1 protein-coding gene and 2 pseudogenes are annotated in these 2,858 nt (G+C 36.8%); 2 read left to right on the forward strand and 1 reads right to left on the reverse strand.

Annotated elements, in window-relative coordinates:
- Positions 1-185, forward strand: a pseudogene (locus FHL06_RS14405) (nucleoside hydrolase); the annotation flags it as partial.
- A 243-nt stretch (positions 186-428) separates the two neighbouring features.
- Here FHL06_RS14405 and FHL06_RS12280 read toward each other — a convergent pair.
- A complete protein-coding gene (locus tag FHL06_RS12280; RefSeq protein ID WP_192917981.1) occupies positions 429-1,754 on the reverse strand; it encodes an SLAP domain-containing protein in 1,326 nt (441 codons plus the stop codon).
- A 158-nt stretch (positions 1,755-1,912) separates the two neighbouring features.
- Between FHL06_RS12280 and FHL06_RS12285 the strand changes: the two are divergent.
- Positions 1,913-2,812, forward strand: a pseudogene (locus FHL06_RS12285) (PhzF family isomerase).
- Positions 2,813-2,858: the final 46 nt, after the last annotated feature.

Raw genomic sequence — 2,858 nt, forward strand, 5'->3', positions numbered from 1 at the left:
TCACAAAGAGCACTAACTATTCAATGGACGTCTGCCTAACAAACGACCAATATCGTGGTATGACTTACCCAGACCGCCGTACAGATGCTCCACAAAAGAACAATATCAAAGTTCTTGAAGATGTTAACCGTGAAGCATTTGTTCAATTCATTTTTGATTCAATTGCTAGTTACGATAAGAAATAATTAAATCACTAAAGGCCTTAATTCCGATGAGTGGAATTAAGGCCTTTTTTTTGCAACTCATTAATCAATTATTCCCATATCAACATTTTTTCACTCAATCAGAAAAATTTACTGTCAGTAAACTGGCAGTAAATTTAAATTACTTACAGTCATAATTTAAAATTTTAACTGCAACTTACAACTTTCTATCCTACATTCTTAAATAAAAAAATACATCTCATTTCGAGATGTATTTCAAAAGCTCTATTTACTAATATTAGTAGCAAAGTCAGGTTCAGAATAAGCATATGTTGGTAAATTAAGACCACTGTTCAATCTTACAGTTGAGATCCAAACCCATTGATTTGTGGCAATTTGACCCCAATATGAACCATACTTATTAACAACTAATTTGTTAATTTTCCAAGAAGTGTTAGCTGGCAAATATTGATCATACGTATTTGTAGCTGTGTTATATGTCTTTTGGTTAACAGTTGTTGTACCAATCAAGCCATTGCCTGGTGTAGGAATACTTGAGTTGGTATTATTTGTTGTTGTGCCATCTGCAACGTCCATATAAGCAACAGAAACAAATTCATCAGTCGCTATTTGATAATAAGTTTGCTTGTCATAGTGTAAAATATCTCCACCAACAGCCCATTTACTACCAACAGGCAAAACTTGACCAGTCACATCGCCGTGACCATTAACGACATCTGTAGCGACTGTAATTGTCCCTACTTTACCAGCAGCAGTTGAACCGGATGTAATATAACTGCCATTACCTGAATAGTCAGTATTATCGTTGGTTGTTGTATTAGCTACAGATATATCAGCGAATGAAATCCATTCGTTAGTGGCAACTTGATAGAATGTTTGTTTGTCACGGTGCATAGCCTTACCAAGTTTCCATTGACTATTAACTGGTAAAACAACGCCAGTATTGTTACCTTGGTCATCAACAACGGCAGCAACTTGAGTTACTGTACCAGTCTTGCCAAAGTTGCCATCTGTTTCGAAATAGTTGTCAGCAGCATTATTTGAATTAGAATCATTGCTTTCCCAATCACCTGTAACATTCAAAGCTGGAATGTATTGATTATTCCCAACTTGGTAATATGTCATACGATTGGCATGCATAAATTCACCGACAACCCAACGACTGCCTGCTGGTAAAACAGTTCCTGTTTCATTGCCAAATCTATCAACCACATTCAAAGCTTGATTAGCGGTAACAACTTTACCGGCATTACTATTAGCTGTATAAGTAATCGCTGCTCCAAAAGCTGGATCAACTGAGTTAGTAGCCCCTGTTACATTTGTAACAACAGAAGCAGGAACATATTCATTAGTACCAACTAAATAATGAGCCACCCCATTGATGGTTGCTTGTTGACCTAATTGCCATTGACTTCCACTTGGCAATGTTTGACCGGTTTGTTTACCACTGGCATTGTAAACTGGCGTTGTTGTTGAAATTGTACCAACGGCACTAGCATCAACAGTTTGTTGTGGCAAAGCACTTAAAGCGGCTGGTGCCAACATTACGGCAACGGCAGAAGCAGCTAAAATATTATTTCTTTTTTTCATTATATTCACCTCAGATAAATACATTCACTCTATATTCAACACCAAGTTTATTATCCTTATAATATATATACAACGAGTTCCAACAAAACATTACGAAAGCTTTACAATTATCTTTTAAAGTTATAATGGCATGTTTGTGCAAATTTAAGGAGTTACTAATGAAAAAATATCATGTTTATCAAGTCGATGCTTTTACCAAAACTAAATTTGCTGGAAACCCTGCCGGAGTAGCCACCAATGCACAAGGACTGACGGAAAAGCAGATGCAACAAATTACCCGAGAATTAAATAATTCAGAAACTGCTGTTATCCTTCCCCCGACAAACAGTCAAGCTGACATTAAAATTCGTTTCTTCACCCCAACTACCGAGGTGCCCATTTGCGGACATGCTACGATCGGAGCTAATTTTGTTCGTGCAGTCGAAAATAATTTAGATTCTCAAACAATTATTCAAGAAACTGGTGCTGGTAATTTACCAATTGAAATATCAAAAGGAAATGACACTTATCAAATTACGATGACTCAAGGAGATATCTCTGTCGCTGAACCATTAGATATGACTACGCAAAACCGCATATTGAGTGCCCTAGGTTTGACTCCAGACCAACGAAACCAAAAATTTCCTATGGCCATTGCCTCAACTGATGCCGCAAAAGTTATGATAGCTATCAACAGTAAACAAATACTTGATGATTTACAACCTGATTTAGAAGCTCTCAAAGCTATTACACCTGATATTAATTGCAATGGCTACTAGATCTTTGTCGTTACACCAGATGAAAAAAATTTGATTCACGGTCGCATGTTTTCGCCTGCCAGCGGAATTAACGAAGATCCTGTGACTGGCAATGCTAACGGTCCTTTGGGGGCATATTTAGTCAAATATAATCTAGTCCCAACTTCTGGGGATTTGTTTGAGTTCTCTATCGTACAAGGAGAAAAAATAAAAAGACCCGGAACTATGCTTGTCCGCGTCTTTTTAAATCACGGTCAACCCGTGAAGATTCAACTTGTTGGTGAGGCTGTGATCGCCTTTAAAACCGAGATTATTCTATGAATTTAAATAATTTCCAAACATAATTATATTTAAATTTTCTTTTATT

Source organism: Companilactobacillus halodurans (assembly GCF_009600985.1).
Taxonomy (GTDB): domain Bacteria; phylum Bacillota; class Bacilli; order Lactobacillales; family Lactobacillaceae; genus Companilactobacillus; species Companilactobacillus halodurans.